The organism is Streptomyces sp. NPDC030165 (assembly GCF_055573595.1).
This window is the reverse complement of the sequence record NZ_JBVIBD010000020.1, coordinates 163,638-178,248: the sequence shown is the minus strand read 5'-3', so window position 1 is coordinate 178,248 and position 14,611 is coordinate 163,638. Positions and strand designations below refer to the sequence as shown.

Below are 14,611 nucleotides of genomic sequence, written 5' to 3'. Positions count from 1 at the left end.
AGTCTCGCAGGAGTTGACGGCGGGCGGGGCGGCGGCCGGGACGGACCGCGGGATGCGGCGGCCGTACGGGTGACCTGCGCGGCGACGGAGACGGTCGGTAGCTGTAGACGACGACCAATCGGGTGCCCGCGGGCCGGGCGTCCGCGCGCGAAGACCGACCCGGTCGCGTCCACGGAGGGGTGTCCCGATGCTGTCCACAGGGCTGCCGCAGGGGGCCGTACCGAAGCCGGAACGCCCCGGACCACTGCGCGAGCGCGTCTACGAAGCGCTCCTCGAACTGATCACCACGCGTACGCTGCGCCCCGGCCGGCACCTGGTCGAGAGCGAGCCGGCAGGCCATCTCGGCGCCTCCCGGCAGCCGGTCCGCGAGGCGCTGAAGCGGCTCGACACCGAGGGCCGGCATCGCGGAGCCGGAAGTGCTGTGCGACAAGGGCGAACAGGCGGTCCGGGACGACGCGGCGGAGACCGCGGTCGCCACGAACGCGGAGTTCCACGCCAAGGTGACGGTGCCGCCCGGCCTGGCGGGGCAGGCCGGGCGACGGGTGCGCCGGTACTGCACACCCGTCGCCCGGCAGCGCGGCAAGCAGTCCTGGGCCGAGCACCGCGAGCTGATCGCGGCGATCACCGACCGGGACGAGGCACGGGCGTCCGCGGTCATGCGGGCGCACACCGAGCACACCCGGCGTACGTACCACGAGCGCGACCGGGACCGACGGCCCGCTCCCGCGCAGGCCGCAGGCTCAGTCGGCCGCGATCTGGTGCAGCGGGCCCATCGCCACGTCGTTCACCGGGTCGACGGCAGGGTCTTGGGCGGGACGGGGCGCGACGGCGGGTGACTGGTTGTGGGCGGTGCCGGGGGTCTGCTTCCGGGCGGTGCCGGGAGCCTGCTTCTGCGGGGTTCCCGAGGTCTGCTTCTGGGGGGTGCCGGGCGTCTGCTTCCGGGCGGGGTCGGGCGTCTGCTTCTGTGCGGTGCCGGTTCCGGGGGACGTGCTGCCGGGCGCCTGGGTGGCGAGCCGGGCCGTACCGTCCCCGTCGAACACCCGCTGGCCCGCGGTGAACGGCGAGCGCCCCTGGAAGGCGCCGCGGAAGGCACCGACACCACGCTCGGTCAGGGTGAACGCCATCTGGGCCCGTACCTGTCCGCCGCCCACCTTGACCCGGTTCGGGTCCATACGGAACGCCAGGAAGTCGGTCCGGCGTGCCTTGGAGCCGCCCACGTGCGCGGTGACACGCGAGGTGGCGATGTCGCCCCGCAGGGAGTCGACCTTCAGGTGGCGCCGGTCCTTGCGTACGAAGTCGAAGCCGCCTGCGAAGGCGAGGTGCCCGGAGGTGAAGCGGGTGTTGAACTCGCCGCCCGAGATCGGCGCGGACACGCACCGGCGCCCGGCCGGGCCGGTGACCTTCGCCGGGGCGACCGCGGCGAGGCGGATCCCGGCCTTGGCCAGCGCGCGGGTGGCGTCGGGGGTGAGGCAGAAGTCGGCGGTGCCGGTCCCCACCCGCACCGTCGCTTCCCGGGGGTTCTGAGGCGCGGCGTGCGCGGGCCCGGAGGCGGTCGCGGGGGAGGGAACGAGGGCGGCTCCGGCCCCCAGGGTGGCGGCGAGGGCCAAGGCGCTCGCCGAGGCGATGGGGAGCAGGCGGCGGCGGTCCGTGGGCTGGGGCATGGTGTGGTGATCCGTTCTCGTGCGGGACGGCCCGCTCCGGCGGCAGCGGATGCGGCCGGTGCGGGCTCTTCCTGTCAGCAGACGTATTGACGGTGGAGGGCCCGTAGTGACGGCCGTGCGGGCGAATCACCCGGATAGCTCGGCCGCGCGTGTGGCGGGCGGGAGAGCCGGCTGTCCGTGCGTGCTCGTGCAGGTGAGCTGTAGGCGGCGTGTAGGCGGCGGCTGCGACGGTCGTGTCACTGTCCCGCACAGCGCGCCAGGGTTCACGCCCCCGGCCCGCGCGCTGTGCGTCCCTCGCGCCACCGCTGTAGTCAGCCGGTGGCCCGCCCCAAGGAGACGCGATGCAGCAGCAGACTTCCCGGCCGGCACCCCTGCCCGTCCGGTACCTCCGGGTCACCGCGGTCCGGCGGCTCTCACCGCACCTGGTCCGCGTCACCTTCGGCGGCCCTGACCTCGTCGGATTCCGTCTCGACGCGCCGGACCAGCAGGTGAAGCTGTACTTCCCCCGGCCCGGGCAGGACGTCCCGCGGCTGCCGGAGCCGTCCGCCGACGGTGACATGATGCGGTGGTACCAGGCGCTCCAGGCGCTACCCGAGGACGAACGGCCGTGGATGCGCAGCTACACGGTCCGGGCGCACCACCCCGCGGACGGCACGATCGACATCGACTTCGTCCTGCACGGTCCGGATGCGGCGGGCGGCCCGGCAGGTACTCCGGCGGACGGCCCGGAGACCGGCCCGGCGACCCGCTGGGCGCGCACCGCCGCGCCGGGCGACACCCTGGGCATGTTCGGCCCGTCGGCGTACTTCGCCCGGCCCGTCCCCCTCGGCGCGGCCGACTGGACGCTGCTCGCCGGGGACGAGACCGCGCTGCCGGCCATCGGCACGCTGGCCGAGTGGCTGCCCGAAGGCGCCCGCGCGGTGGCGTACATCGAGGTCGCGGACGCGGCGGACGAGCAGGCCTTCGACACCCGCGGGGAGCTGACCGTGCACTGGCTGCACCGCGGTACGGGGCCGGCCGGGCCCGGTGAGCTGCTGGTCGAGGCGGTGCGGGGAGCGCGGTTCCCGGCGGGATCGGTGTTCGCCTGGCTCGCCGGGGAGGCGGGCGCGGTCCGTGCGCTGCGCAGGCACCTGGTCGAGGACCGCGGCCTGGACAAGCGGGACATCGATTTCACCGGATACTGGCGGCGTGCGCTGGCCCAGGACGACGCGCCGACGGAGGAGGATCTGGCGGAGGCGCGGGAACGGCTTGCCGACGCCCGGTGAAGCGGGCACCGGCCAGGTGGCGGCGGCGATCAGACGGGGCGGCGGCCAGATGAGGGCACCGACCAGATGAGGGCATCGGTCAGACGAGGGCGGCGGCCTCCCGCACGGAGAGGCCGCCGCCCTCGGCCCGGGCGCTCTCGTACGCATCGGCTGTCAGTGCCGCCCGCAGTGCCGCCTCGGCCTGCCGCCGCACCCGGTCCTCGGCCGTGGGCGGCAGCGGCTGGAGGCCGAAACCCTCCGACGCGGGCGCGTGCCGGTCGTACGCGCCCAGCAGGCGCGCCCCGTCCTCGGCCGCCTCCAGGTGAGCCATCGCCCAGGCCGCCGCGAGGAACTGGTGGGTGATCAGGTGGGGCGCCACCAGCGGAGCGAGGCTGTCGAGCTGCCGTACGGCACGCCGGATGTGTTCCCGGGCGCCCGCGAAGTCCCCGTCGAGACAGTCCAGCCAGCCGTGGAGGCCCGTCACCATGCCGGTGAAGAGGGCCGGCGTACCGGTGGTGAACGCCTGCTGGGCCTCGTGCAGCTGCTCCCGGGCGAGCGTGGTGCGCCCGGTCCGCCCGTAGTGCCGGGCCAGCAGCAGCCGCGCCGTGCTGAGCGTCTCGCCGGAGGATGACCGGGACTCGGCCACGGCCTCCAGCAGCAGCCGCTCGGCCTGCTGCACCCGGAGAGAGAAGGAAGAGCCGTTCGCTGCGGCTTCGCCGCCGCTCTCATCCGTCCCGTACCTCCCTTCCAGCCGTACGGCCGCCAGCCTCGCCTTGAACTCTGGTACCTGCGCGTGCGCCCCGATCCGGGCGGAAGACTCCATGGCACGCTCGAAGTCCGCGTCCGCCAGTGCGTACTGCCCGCGCCGCTCGTACGCGTCGCCGCGCGCGGATAGGGATTCGGCGATCCCCCACAGGTCGCCGGCGGCCTCGAAGAGCGCCAGCGCTTCCTCCGCGTCGCGCGCCGACCGGTCCGGTCCGGTGGGCCGGCCGCCGAGCAGTTTGGTGCGCAGCAGCAGCGCCAGGCCCAGGTCCCAGCCGTCGCCCACGTCCCGGCAGTGCTGCACGACCGCGTCGACGGCCTCGTCGAGCCCCGCGAACTCCCCGGCCATCAGCCGGGCGAAGAACCACATGACGCCCGGCTGCCGCGCGGTCTGCGGCAGCCCCGGACGGTATGCGGCGGCGACCGCCTCCGGGCGCACCCCGCCTGCCGGCCCGGCCTGGTCGCCGCTGCTCGCCAGCACCAGCAGGCGCACCCCGCGCCGGGCCTCCCGCAGCCGTTCCCCGGACCACGGCGGCGGTACCGCCGTACACCGGTCCGCCAGCGGTTCGGCGGCCCGTACGGGGCCGGCGAACGGGTCGGGGCCGAGTTCCGCGACGGCGGCGGACCAGTGCCGGGCGTCCGCCTGGTGGTTGCGCAGCTGCCAGAACCAGCTCATGGACAGCGCCAGGCACAGGGCTTCCTGCTCCTCGCCCCGGCCGACCGCCGTGCGCAGCGCGGTCCGTACGTTGGCGTGCTCGGTCTCCAGGCGCTCCAGCCACCGCGCCTGCTCCGGCCCGCGCAGCCCGGGGTCGCCGGTACGGGCCAGCTCCCGGTACGCCGTCAGGTGCCGCAGCTCCACGGCCGTCCGCTCCCCGGACTCCGTCAGCCGCTCCCCGGCGTACTCGGCGACCGTTTCGAGCAGCCGGTAGCGCATCCCGCGCGGACTCTCCGGCGCGGCGGCGACCAGCGACTTGTCGACAAGAGAGGTGAGTACGGCCAGGACGTCGGCGGGACGGTGGGGGCCGTCGGCCGGGGCGGGGACGGTGCACACCTTCTCCGCCTCCGCCGCTTCACAGCCCCCGGAGAAGACGGACAGCCGGCGCAGCACCGCGCGCTCGTCCGCCGTGAGCAGGTCCCACGACCAGTCCACCACCGCGCGCAGCGTCTGCTGCCGGGGCAGCGCCGTCCGGCTGCCGCCGGTCAGCAGCCGGAACCGGCCGTCCAGCCGCTCCGCGATCTGCCGCGGGGTCAGCGCCCGCAGCCGGGCCGCCGCCAGCTCGATGGCGAGCGGCAGCCCGTCGAGCCTGCGGCAGATCTCGGCGCACGCGGCCGGATCGTCCTCCGTACGGAATCCGGGGCGCGCGGCGGCACCCCGCTCGGCCAGCAGCCGGAGTGCGGCCCGCGCCGGCAGCGGCTCGACGGGGAGGACGGACTCGCCGGGGACGTTGAGCGGTTCGCGGCTGGTGGCCAGCACCGTCACGCCGGGACAGCCGGTCAGTACGGCGTGCGCCAGTTCGGCTGCCGCGCCGATCACGTGCTCGCAGTTGTCCAGCACGAGCAGCAGCTGCCGCTGCCCGCAGTGCTCCACCACCCGGGCGAGCGCCGTCGGGAGCCCGCCGGGCGCCCGCAGCTCGTCGGCGCCGGGGCCGCGGACCTGCGTCGGGTGCCCGCCGAGTGCGGTCAGTACGGCTTCGGGCACGCTCTCCGGGTCCCGTACGGAGGCCAGTTCGGCGACCCGTACACCGTCGGGCCGGCGTCCGGGGTGCGCGCCGGAGGCGTCCGCGGCCTCCAGGGCCAGGCGGGTCTTTCCGACGCCGCCCGCACCCAGCAGCGTCACCAGCCGCCGTTCGGACAACTCGCCCGCAAGGGCGGCCAGTTCGTCGGAACGGCCCACGAAAGAGGTGAGGCGGGCGCGGAGGCCCCCGGAGAGTGGGGGAGGGGAGGGAACCGGTGCCGTGGGTGGCCGCGGTGCCGTGGACGGTCCCGGTGCCGGGTTTCCGGACAGCAACTGCGCATGCAAGGAGCGGAGTTCGGCGCCGGGGTCGGCGCCCAGTCGCTCCGCGAGCCCCGCCCGTACCTCCTCGTACGCCTGCAACGCCTCCGCCTGCCGGCCCGCCGCCCACAGCGCCCGGATGCGCAGTGCTTGCAGGGGTTCGTCCAAGGGCTCCGCCGCGGTCAGCGACGCCAGTTCGGCCAGGGTGTCCGCCGCCCGGCCCCGCGCCACCTCGGCCGCCAGCAGGGTGCGGCGGGCCTCGCCGTGCCGCCGTTCGGCCCGTACGGCGAGCGGGTCGCCGTCCCTTCCCGGCAGGTCCGCCAGCGCGGGGCCGTGCCACAGTGCCAGCGCTTCGTCCAGCAGGCCGGCCGCCTTCGCGGGGTCGCCGTCGCGCAGCGCGGCCGTACCTTCCGCCGCCAGCCGTTCGAAGCGGAAGAGGTCGACGCTGTCCGGCCCGGCCGCCAGCGCGTACCCGCCGGGCGAGGAGGTGACCGCCGGCCCGCCGAGGGCCCGGCGCAGCCGGCCGACCAGGGCCTGGAGCGCCGCGGAGGCGTCCGCGGGCGGCTCCTGTCCCTCGCCCCACACCTGGGCGATGAGCCGGTCCGGCGGTACGGGACGCCCGCCGCCCGCCGCGAGCGCCGCCAGCAGGGCACGCAGCCGTGCCCCCTTGACGGGCACTTCGGTGCCGTCGGGGCGGCACGCCCGGGCGGCGCCGAGCACGCGGTAGCGGTAGTTCACCGGCCCATTCTCCCCGGACCGCCGCCGGCCGCCGACCAGCGGCCACGAAGGCGCGGCGGGCGGACCGCTGCCGAGGCTTGCCCATGCTCACCCAGGCTTTGTCCTCGCACAGGAGAAAGTCGGCACGGATCCTGTCCATACTTCTTCCCCGTCCGGACAAGCACTGCTACGTTCCCCTCGAAAGCTCCGGCATCGCTCGGTGCCGGACCACGTGCGGCCGACGACGGCTGGAGGGGTGGCGTGAGGCGCATGACGGCGAGGCCGGCCAACGCGCACCAGGCGCGGCTCCTCCGCCTGCTCCGCGATCACGGCCCCAGCTCCCGCGCCCAGCTGGGCGACCAGGTCGACCTGTCACGCTCGAAACTGGCCGTGGAGGTGGACCGGCTGCTGGAGACCGGGCTGGTCGTCGCCGACGGCCTCGCCGCCTCCCGCGGCGGCCGCCGCTCGCACAACGTCCGGCTCGCGCCCTCGCTGCGCTTCCTGGGCATCGACATCGGCGCCACCTCCGTCGACGTGGCCGTCACCAACGCCGAGCTGGAGGTACTGAGCCATCTGACCCAGCCCATGGACGTCCGCGAGGGGCCGGTCGCCGTCTTCGAGCAGGCCCTCGCCCTGGCGGGCAAGCTGAAGGCGAGCGGGGTGGCCGAGGGGTTCGACGGCGCGGGCATCGGCGTGCCGGGGCCGGTCCGCTTCCCCGAAGGCGTGCCGGTGGCACCGCCGATCATGCCGGGCTGGGACGGCTTCCCCGTACGGGAGGCGCTCAGCCAGGAACTGGGCTGCCCCGTCATGGTCGACAACGACGTCAACCTGATGGCCGTGGGGGAGCAGCACGCGGGCGTCGCCCGCACCGTGCAGGACTTCCTCTTCGTCAAGATCGGTACGGGCATCGGCTGCGGCATCGTCGTGGGCGGCGAGGTCTACCGCGGTACGACGGGCAGCGCCGGCGACATCGGTCACATCCAGGTCGAACCGGACGGCCGCCCGTGCGCCTGCGGCAACCGCGGCTGCCTGGAGGCGTACTTCGGCGGCGCCTCCCTCGCCCGCGACGCGGAGGCCGCCGCGCGCGAGGGCACCTCACCGGAGCTGGCGGCGCGGCTGGCCACCTCCGGCACGCTCGGCGCGCCGGAGGTGGCCGCCGCTGCCGCCTCCGGCGACCCCGTCGCGCTGGACCTGATCCGGTCCGGCGGCACCCGCACCGGCCAGGTCATCGCCGGGCTCGTGAGCTTCTTCAACCCGGGCCTGGTGGTGATCGGGGGCGGTGTGACCGGCCTCGGCCACACCCTCCTCGCCGCGATCCGCACCCAGGTCTACCGCCAGTCGCTGCCGCTGGCGACGAACAATCTGCCCATCGTGCTGGGGGAGCTGGGCCAGGCGGCGGGCGTCACCGGTGCCGCCCGCCTGACCAGCGACCACCTGTTCTCACCCGCCTGACGCACAGCACAGCCCAGCGCAGCACCGACCGCGCGGCACAGCACTGCTGGAACCGCACAGCACCGCCGCACGGCCCCGCACCGATCGGACACCGTCCCGCTCCGCACCGATCGGGCACCGCCCGGCTCCGTACGCGCGCGCCGAGCACGCCGTACGCCGGTACCGCCGTACGTCCGCAACCAGGGCCCCGCACCGCAGCACTACGCAGCACTTCCCGCACGCGCCCGACCCGCCCCGCCGTACGCCACGCCGCCCGCCCGCCGACGCCCGTCGAGGAGGCCGCACGCCATGGCACCAGAGCGCCATCCCGGACCGCCGGCCCCGGCCGGTCAGGGGGACTCGTCCGGCCCGCCGCCGGGACCCGGCGGCCCCCTGCTCACCATGCACGGCATCACCAAGTCCTTTCCCGGCGTCCGGGCCCTGGACGGCGTCGACCTCGATGTGACGGCCGGTGAGACACACTGTCTCCTCGGCCGGAACGGCGCCGGCAAATCCACCCTGATCAAGGTGCTGGCCGGGGTCCACCAGCCCGACGCGGGCGAGATCCGCTGGCAGGGCGCGCCGGTCGCGCTGAAGTCCCCTGCCGCCGCCATGCGGCTCGGCATCGCCACCATCTATCAGGAACTCGACCTGGTGGAGCACCTGTCGGTGGCCGAGAACGTCTTCCTCGGGCACGAGCGGGCCACCGCCGGCTTCGTCCGCTCCCGGGCGGCGCGCACCGCCACCGCCGGCATCCTCGGCCGGCTGGGCCACCCCGAGATCGACCCGGGAGCGCCGGCCGGCTCGCTGTCCGCCGCCGGGCAGCAGATCGCCTCCATGGCGCGGGCCCTCTCGCACGACGTCCGGCTGATCGTCATGGATGAGCCGTCCGCCGCCCTCGACCCGGACGAGGTCGGCAACCTCTTCCGGATCGTCGCCGACCTGACCGGCGCGGGCGTCGCGGTCGTGTACATCTCGCACCGGCTGGAGGAGATCCGCCAGGTCGGCGACCGCGTCACCGTCCTGAAGGACGGCCGCGCGGCGGCGCGCGGGCTGGACGCGCGGACGACTCGCACCCGGGACATCGTGACCTTGATGACGGGCCGCTCCGTCGAGCACACCTTTCCCGTACGGCAGGGCAGCGCCACCGTGGACACGGGCCCCGTCCCCGTCCTCACGGCGCGAGGGCTCGCCCGCCGCGGCGAGTTCGCGCCGCTTGACTTCGACCTGTACCCGGGCGAGATCCTCGGGCTCGCCGGGCTCGTCGGGTCCGGGCGCTCGGAGATCCTGGAGACCGTCTTCGGTGCCCGCCGCCCCACCGCGGGCCGCGTCCTGGTCGACGGGCGTCCGCTGCGCCCCGGGAGCGTCCCCGCCGCCGTACGCGCCGGACTCGGCCTCGCCCCCGAGGAGCGCAAGTCCCAGGCGCTGCTGCTCCTGGAGTCCGTCAACCGCAACGTCTCGGTCTCCTCGCTGCCGCGCTTCTCCCGCGCCGGGTGGCTGGACCGCGCGGCGGAACGTTCGGCCACCCGCGCCGCCGCCCGCGATCTGTCGCTCCGGCCCGACGACCCGGACCGGCCGGTACGGACCCTGTCGGGCGGCAACCAGCAGAAGGCCGTACTGGCCCGCTGGCTGCTGCGCGGCTGCCGGGTGCTGCTCCTCGACGAGCCGACCCGGGGAGTGGACGTCGGCGCCCGTGCCGAGCTGTACGCGCTGGTGCGGCGGCTCGCCGACGACGGGGTGGCGGTGCTGCTGGCGTCCAGCGAGATCCCCGAAGTCCTGGGCCTGGCCGACCGGGTGCTGGTGCTGCGCGAGGGCCGGGTCGTCCACGAGGACAGCGCGGCGGCGCTGGACGAGCACCGGGTGCTCGCCCTGGTCATGGCGGGCAGCGCCGCCGGGGCCGCCCGGGACGCCGCGAGCGCCGCACGGGCCGGGAACGCCGTACGGGACGCAGGGGCCGTGCAGGACACGGGCGCCGTGCGGGACGCAAGCGCCGTACAGGACGTGACCACCGCACGGGACGCGAACGCCGACACGTCGCGAGGAGACCGACCGTGAACACCTCCGGAGAGAAAGTGCCTTACCGCCCGGTGTCGGGGCCCGGTTCCGGACGTGCCCCGGCGCCCGGCCCCGCGCCGGATGCGCCCGGTCCGCCCCCGTCCCGCACCCCCGGCGTCCGAGGCCGGCCGCGCGCCCGTGCCGACGTACGCAACCTCTCCCTGCTCGGCGTGCTCGCGGCGCTCGTGGCCGTCGGTGCCCTCACCCGGCCCGAACAGTTCCTGAGCGTGCAGAACCTGCAACTCGTGCTCACCCAGGCGTCGGTGATCGGCGTGGTGACCGTCGGCGTCACCTTTGTGATCATCGGGGGTGGGATCGACCTGTCCGTCGGCGCGATGGTCGCGCTCGCGACGGTCTGGGCGACGACCGTGGCCACCCAGGAGTACGGCCTCGGCGGCATCCTGCTCTGCGCGCTGCTCGTCGGCCTCGGCTGCGGGCTGGTCAACGGACTGCTGGTCGCCTTCGGGGGCATGGTGCCGTTCGTCGCCACGCTCGCCATGCTCGCCGCCGCCCGCGGCCTCGCCCTCCAGATCAGCCAGGGCGGTACGCAGATCGTGTCGGTCCCGTCCGTGCTGGACCTCGGCCGGCGCGACGCGTACGTCCTCGGCGTCCCGCCGATCGTGCTGGTCTTCGCCGCCGTCACCGCCGTCGGCTGGCTGCTGCTGAACCGTACGACCTTCGGGCGGCGCACCGTGGCCGTCGGCGGCAACCCGGAGGCGGCACGGCTGGCGGGCATCGACGTACGGCGGCAGCGGCTGCTGCTGTACCTGCTGTCCGGGCTGTGCTGCGGCATCGCCGCCTTCCTGCTGATCGTGCTGACCGGGTCGGGCCAGAACACCAACGGCAACCTCTACGAGCTCGACGCCATCGCCGCCGCGATCATCGGCGGCACCCTGCTCAGCGGCGGCCGCGGCACCGTCACCGGCTCGGTGCTCGGCGTCCTGGTCTTCACCACGATCACCAACCTGTTCGCCCTGAACAACCTGGAGACCGCCGTCCAGCAGATCGCCAAGGGCGCCATCATCGTCGTCGCCGTACTGGTCCAGAAGGGGCACAAGTGATGACCGACAGCACACCGGGTCCGTACGGTCCCTACGGCACGGAGGCGGGTACCCCGGCCGCCCGGGGCAACAGCCGCCGGGGCATCCTCTTCGGCGCGGCGGCGGTCTCCGCAGGCGCGCTGCTCAGCGCCTGCACGAGCAACCAGCGCGGCGACACGTCCGCAGGCGTCACGCAGCAGCAGGCGGGCGGCGCGGACGACAAGCCCGGTAAGAAGGTCACCATCGGCTTCGCCGGTCCGCAGGCCGACCACGGATGGCTGAACGCCATCAACCAGAACGCCAGGAGACGCGCGAAGCGCTACCAGGACGTCACCCTCGACATCACCGAGGGCTCCAACGACACCGCCCAGCAGATCGGGCAGATCGAGACCCTCATCAACAAGAAGGTCGACGTCCTGGTGATCCTCCCGGCCGACGGCAAGGCGCTCACCCAGGTCGGGCTGAAGGCCATGCGGGCCGGCATCCCCGTCGTCAACCTCGACCGGGTCTTCGCCTCACCGCAGGCGTACCGCTGCTGGATCGGCGGCGACAATTACGGGATGGGCCTGAACGCCGGCCGCTACATCGGCGAGCAGCTCAAGGACAAGCCGGACGCGACGGTCGTCGAACTGGCCGGCATCGACACCCTCGAACTGACCCGGGAGCGCACCAAGGGCTTCGACGACGCCCTGAAGAACTACCCCAACATCCGCAAGGTGGGGCGGCAGGCCGCCGAGTTCACCGTGGAGTCCGGGCAGGCGAAGATGGCCGGCCTGCTCCAGGCGCACCCTTCCTTCGACGCGCTGTGGAACCACGACGACGACCAGGGCGTGGGTGCCGAGCGCGCCATCGAGCAGGCCGGGCGGGACGGGTTCCTGATGGTCGGCGGCGCCGGCTCCCGGCGCGCCATGGAGACCGTCAAGGCCGGCAACTCCGTGCTGCGGGCGACGGTCCTCTACTCGCCGACCATGTCGGCCTCCGCCATCGACCTGGCCCGCGCCCTCGCCCAGGGCCGGGGCATCTCCGGCACCGCCGAACTGGAGATCCCCGCCTCGGTGACCCTCTACTCCGCCGTCGTCACCAAGGACAACGTCGACGAATACCTCCCCACCGGCTTCAACTGAGCGCCGGAAATGCGCAGTTATCCGAACCCGGAAGACCGCCGGCCACGGCCGACCGACGAGGTGATGCATGGATGAACACGACGACCACGCGCAGGAACCCGCACCGCACGCCGCACGACCGGTCACGGAGGTGACCCCGCCGCACCGGCAGCCTCCGCCGCCCGGCCCGCGGGCCGAACTGGGCATCGGCATGGTCGGCTACGCCTTCATGGGCGCCGCCCACTCCCAGGGCTGGCGCACGGTGGGCCGCGTCTTCGACCTGCCGCTGCGCCCCGCGATGAACGCAGTGTGCGGCCGGGACCGGGACGCCGTCGCGGCCGCCGCGGCCCGGCACGGCTGGGCCGCCGCCGAGACCGACTGGCGGCGCCTGCTCGACCGCGACGACGTGCAGCTCGTCGACATCTGCACGCCGGGCGACAGCCACGCCGAGATCGCCGTCGCCGCGCTGGCGGCCGGCAAGCACGTGCTGTGCGAGAAGCCGCTGGCCAACTCCGTGGCGGAAGCGGAAGCGATGGTGGCCGCCGCCTCGGCCGCCCGCGCCCGCGGCCGGTTCGCCATGGTCGGCTTCAACTACCGCCGCACCCCGGCCGTCGCGCTGGCCCGCCGGATGATCCGCGAGGGCCGGATCGGCTCCCTGCGGCACGTACGCGCCAGCTACCTCCAGGACTGGCTGGTCGCCCCCGAGGCACCCCTGACCTGGCGGCTGCGCCGGGAACAGGCCGGTTCCGGCGCGCTCGGCGACCTGGGCGCGCACATCGTGGACCTGGCCCAGTACCTGGCGGGGGAACGGCTCACCGGCGTCTCCGCGGTCACCGGCACCTTCGTACGGGAACGGCCGCTGCCCGCGGGCGGCCGGGGCACCGTCACCGTCGACGACGCCGCGCTGTTCACCGGCCGCTTCACCTCCGGCGCGCTCGCCTCCTTCGAGGCCAGCCGGGTCGCCGCGGGCCGCAAGAACGCGCTGCGCATCGAACTGAACGGGGAGCGCGGCTCGCTCGCCTTCGACCTGGAACGGCTCAACGAACTCTCCTTCCACGACCACACCGAACCGGCCGTCGCGGCCGGCTTCCGCCGCATCCTGGTCACCGAACCCGGCCACCCGTATCTGGAGGCGTGGTGGCCGCCCGGCCACGGCCTCGGCTACGAGCACACCTTCGTCCACCAGGCCCGCGACCTCGTGCACGCCATCGCCGCCGGCACCGAGCCCGCGCCGTCCTTCGCGGACGGGCTCCAGGTGCAGCGGGTACTGGCGGCGGTCGAGGACAGCGCCGCCGAGAACTGCGCGTACACGCCCGTACCCCCGGCCGTGGCCGACTTCCCCACCTGACGCCCCGGCCCCTCTTGCCAGTCGCGGCCCGGCGCCCGATCGTGTCCCTTCCCCCACCGCACCACCGCCGCCATCGCCCCACCGCCACACCGGCCCCATGACTACACCGGCACACCGTCCGCCCCGCCCGTACCGAGGAGATCCGTATGGCCAGACCGTTCACGCTCTTCACCGGACAGTGGGCGGACCTGCCCCTGGAGGAGGTCTGCCGGCTCGCCCGCGACTTCGGCTACGACGGGCTCGAACTCGCCTGCTGGGGCGACCATTTCGAGGTGGACCGGGCGCTGGCCGAGCCCGGCTATCTCGCCACCCGGGGCCAGCTGCTCGACAAGTACGGCCTGAAGTGCTGGGCCGTCTCCAACCATCTGGTCGGCCAGGCCGTCTGCGACGCGATCATCGACGAGCGGCACCGCGCCATCCTGCCCGCCCGCGTCTGGGGCGACGGCGAGCCGGAGGGCGTACGGCGCCGGGCCGCCACCGAGATGGCGGACACCGCGCGCGCCGCCGCGGCCTTCGGCGTACGGACCGTCGTCGGCTTCACCGGCTCCGCCATCTGGCACCTGGTCGCGATGTTCCCGCCCGTACCGCCGGAGATGATCGAACGCGGCTACACCGACTTCGCCGGGCGCTGGGGGCCGGTCCTGGACGTCTTCGACGCGGAAGGCGTGCGCTTCGCCCACGAGGTGCACCCCGGCGAGATCGCGTACGACTACTGGACCACCCGCCGCGCCCTGGAGGCGATCGGCGACCGGCCCGCCTTCGGCCTCAACTTCGACCCCAGCCACTTCGTCTGGCAGGACCTCGACCCGGTCGGCTTCCTGTACGACTTCCGGGACCGGATCTACCACGTGGACTGCAAGGAGGCACGGCGCCGGCTGGACGGCCGCAACGGCCGCCTCGGTTCCCACCTGCCCTGGGGCGACCCGCGCCGCGGCTGGGACTTCGTCTCGGCCGGGCACGGCGAGGTGCCCTGGGAGGACGTCTTCCGGATGCTGCGCTCGATCGGCTACGAGGGGCCGGTGTCGGTCGAGTGGGAGGACCCGGGCATGGACCGCCTCCAGGGCGCGCCCGAAGCGCTGGCCCACCTCAAGTCGTACGACTACGAGCCGCCCGCCGCCGCGTTCGACGCGGCGTTCGGTGCGGGACCGTCGGACAGTGCGGGCTCGTCGGACAGTGCGGCTCCCTTGCACAGTGCGGGCCCGTCGTCCGGTGGCACGGCTCCGTCCGGTGGCACGGCCCCGTCCGGCGTCTGAGGAC

The 14,611-nt window shown here is 74.6% G+C and carries 8 protein-coding genes and 2 pseudogenes; 8 read left to right on the top strand and 2 right to left on the bottom strand.

What is annotated here, in order from left to right:
- Window positions 1-187: 187 nt before the first annotated feature.
- Window positions 188-710, top strand: a pseudogene (locus ACZ4Z1_RS31760) (GntR family transcriptional regulator); the annotation flags it as partial.
- A gap of 30 nt (window positions 711-740) precedes the next feature.
- On the opposite strand, the gene ACZ4Z1_RS31755 reads toward ACZ4Z1_RS31760, so the two are convergent.
- Complete coding sequence (locus tag ACZ4Z1_RS31755) at window positions 741-1,661, bottom strand: hypothetical protein (RefSeq protein ID WP_468490099.1); 921 nt, start codon at window positions 1,659-1,661, stop codon at window positions 741-743.
- Window positions 1,662-2,002: 341 nt separating this feature from the next.
- Between ACZ4Z1_RS31755 and ACZ4Z1_RS31750 the strand changes: the two genes are divergently transcribed.
- The gene (locus ACZ4Z1_RS31750) at window positions 2,003-2,926 is read left to right on the top strand and encodes a siderophore-interacting protein (protein WP_468490098.1); all 924 of its coding nucleotides are present in this window, start codon (window positions 2,003-2,005) and stop codon (window positions 2,924-2,926) included.
- Window positions 2,927-3,005: 79 nt separating this feature from the next.
- Here the strand turns inward: ACZ4Z1_RS31750 and ACZ4Z1_RS31745 are convergent, their stop codons facing one another.
- Window positions 3,006-6,398: an ATP-binding protein gene (locus ACZ4Z1_RS31745; RefSeq protein WP_468490097.1), complete on the bottom strand. Its 3,393-nt coding sequence runs from the start codon at window positions 6,396-6,398 to the stop codon at window positions 3,006-3,008.
- A gap of 249 nt (window positions 6,399-6,647) precedes the next feature.
- Between ACZ4Z1_RS31745 and ACZ4Z1_RS31740 the strand changes: the two genes are divergently transcribed.
- The 6 genes and pseudogenes from ACZ4Z1_RS31740 to ACZ4Z1_RS31715 all read left to right on the top strand — a co-directional run.
- Entirely contained in the window at window positions 6,648-7,829 is a 1,182-nt protein-coding gene (locus ACZ4Z1_RS31740; protein WP_468490096.1) for an ROK family protein, read from the top strand.
- Window positions 7,830-8,210: 381 nt separating this feature from the next.
- Complete coding sequence (locus ACZ4Z1_RS31735) at window positions 8,211-9,863, top strand: sugar ABC transporter ATP-binding protein (RefSeq protein WP_468490122.1); 1,653 nt, start codon at window positions 8,211-8,213, stop codon at window positions 9,861-9,863.
- Between the two features lie 17 nt (window positions 9,864-9,880).
- The gene (locus ACZ4Z1_RS31730) at window positions 9,881-10,924 is read left to right on the top strand and encodes an ABC transporter permease (RefSeq protein ID WP_468490121.1); all 1,044 of its coding nucleotides are present in this window, start codon (window positions 9,881-9,883) and stop codon (window positions 10,922-10,924) included.
- Window positions 10,924-12,027 (top strand): substrate-binding domain-containing protein, encoded by a 1,104-nt coding sequence (locus ACZ4Z1_RS31725; RefSeq protein WP_468490095.1) that lies wholly within the window; start codon window positions 10,924-10,926, stop codon window positions 12,025-12,027. The genes ACZ4Z1_RS31730 and ACZ4Z1_RS31725 overlap by 1 nt, the downstream gene beginning before the upstream one ends.
- Before the next feature lie 190 nt (window positions 12,028-12,217).
- A complete protein-coding gene (locus ACZ4Z1_RS31720; protein WP_468490120.1) occupies window positions 12,218-13,354 on the top strand; it encodes a Gfo/Idh/MocA family protein in 1,137 nt (378 codons plus the stop codon).
- A 146-nt stretch (window positions 13,355-13,500) separates the two neighbouring features.
- Window positions 13,501-14,499: pseudogene (locus ACZ4Z1_RS31715) on the top strand (sugar phosphate isomerase/epimerase family protein); the annotation flags it as partial.
- Window positions 14,500-14,611: the final 112 nt, after the last annotated feature.

Excerpts from the sequence above, each read along its gene's own strand:
- ACZ4Z1_RS31740 (WP_468490096.1), top strand. The coding sequence starts at position 6,648 with ATGACGGCGAGGCCGGCCAACGCGCACCAGGCGCGGCTCCTCCGCCTG.
- ACZ4Z1_RS31720 (WP_468490120.1), top strand. The coding sequence starts at position 12,218 with ATGGTCGGCTACGCCTTCATGGGCGCCGCCCACTCCCAGGGCTGGCGC.
- ACZ4Z1_RS31725 (WP_468490095.1), top strand. The coding sequence starts at position 10,924 with ATGACCGACAGCACACCGGGTCCGTACGGTCCCTACGGCACGGAGGCG.
- ACZ4Z1_RS31735 (WP_468490122.1), top strand. The coding sequence starts at position 8,211 with ATGCACGGCATCACCAAGTCCTTTCCCGGCGTCCGGGCCCTGGACGGC.
- ACZ4Z1_RS31755 (WP_468490099.1), bottom strand. The coding sequence starts at position 1,661 with ATGCCCCAGCCCACGGACCGCCGCCGCCTGCTCCCCATCGCCTCGGCG.
- ACZ4Z1_RS31750 (WP_468490098.1), top strand. The coding sequence starts at position 2,003 with ATGCAGCAGCAGACTTCCCGGCCGGCACCCCTGCCCGTCCGGTACCTC.